At 31.6% G+C, this 1,219-nt stretch carries 2 protein-coding genes; both read right to left on the reverse strand.

Annotation, left to right across the window (positions count from 1 at the left end; translation table 11 throughout):
- Positions 1-144: 144 nt before the first annotated feature.
- Positions 145-519, reverse strand: a complete 375-nt coding sequence (locus ASC36_RS10390) for a hypothetical protein (protein ID WP_055426414.1) — start codon at positions 517-519, stop codon at positions 145-147.
- A gap of 5 nt (positions 520-524) precedes the next feature.
- Complete coding sequence (locus ASC36_RS11130; RefSeq protein ID WP_260182380.1) at positions 525-1,172, reverse strand: RHS repeat-associated core domain-containing protein; 648 nt, start codon at positions 1,170-1,172, stop codon at positions 525-527.
- Positions 1,173-1,219: the final 47 nt, after the last annotated feature.

Genomic DNA, 1,219 nt, shown 5'->3' on the forward strand with positions numbered 1-1,219 from the left:
CGGTCAAAAGCAATTTCCCGGTTGATATCGCCCCTGGGATTTCTAATGAATTGGTAGATTTCATTTTTTGCGTTTCGAACTGGAAATCTTAGATAAACTCAACGCTTAAATAAAAAAGCCAACTTTTATAAGTTGGCTTGGGTTTTATTTTGTTAATGAAAATTCTGAGAAATTATGATTTTCAAGATTAAAAATACATTTTTTTTCATAATTTGAATTATCATTACTTAATAATACAACAGTCTGTAACATATTACCTTCTAAATACCAAATAGAGTAAATACCATAAAACTCAGGTGATGACATACTAGGATTTGAAATACAGTCACCTTTTTTATCATATATAAACATATTATTTTTTCCCTTTTCTCTATAGTCTGCTATAATTAATATTTGGGATAAAAATCTAATTTCTACAGCCTGAAAAATTTTTTTCTCAAAACTTTTGCATACTATTAAACCATTATTATACCAAGAAACATTTTTTTCAGAGGTATCAATTTTAAAATTACTAATCATGTCATCTATTCTATTTTATAATCTGAAATGGGTTTAAGATAATCCATTCTTTCAGCTGGTGGCACATCTAATTGGATTTGATTTCCTCCTCCATGATAATAAGTACCATCTAATCCATCGATTTGAGGACCAACTGTGCCTGTTTTTACAGGAAGTTCTTTTATTACTTCATACTCTTGAACATATGCTATATTTTCTTTAAACTCTTTAGTAACTGCAAGTTTCTCTCTAACCATATTTACATCGGGAATCTCATCAGTAGTTGCCCAACCTCCTGGTCTATTTGAAGGCTGTCCTTCACTCATAGCCATTCTTATTTTTTCTCCAGGGCTTAATGTTTCTTTTTTAGGAGCGTAATCATAAGGCCAAGGACTTTTATTTACTTTTAAATCATTATAAGCCCTAGATGCTTCTGACGAATTTTTAAAAACTCCTTTATGCTGCTTTTGAAACTTATTCCAACTATTTGATCCACACTCACTAAGCCCGAACACATCAAACATCGTATTCGAATCATGCACATATGCATAAAAATTCGGGTTGTTTCCTTCAAGTTTTATGGGATCTTGGCTAATATATAAGCCGGTTTCAGGGTTATAATATCGAAACCGATTATAATAAAGCCCCGTTTCTACATCCTCATACTGCCCCAGTTGCCTGAACTTATATTAATAATAACAAGCCAACTTTTAAAGTTGGC

The organism is Apibacter mensalis, assembly GCF_001418685.1.
Lineage (GTDB): Bacteria > Bacteroidota > Bacteroidia > Flavobacteriales > Weeksellaceae > Apibacter > Apibacter mensalis.

Coding starts and splice junctions, on each gene's coding strand:
- ASC36_RS10390 (WP_055426414.1), bottom strand. CDS start 519: ATGATTAGTAATTTTAAAATTGATACCTCTGAAAAAAATGTTTCTTGG.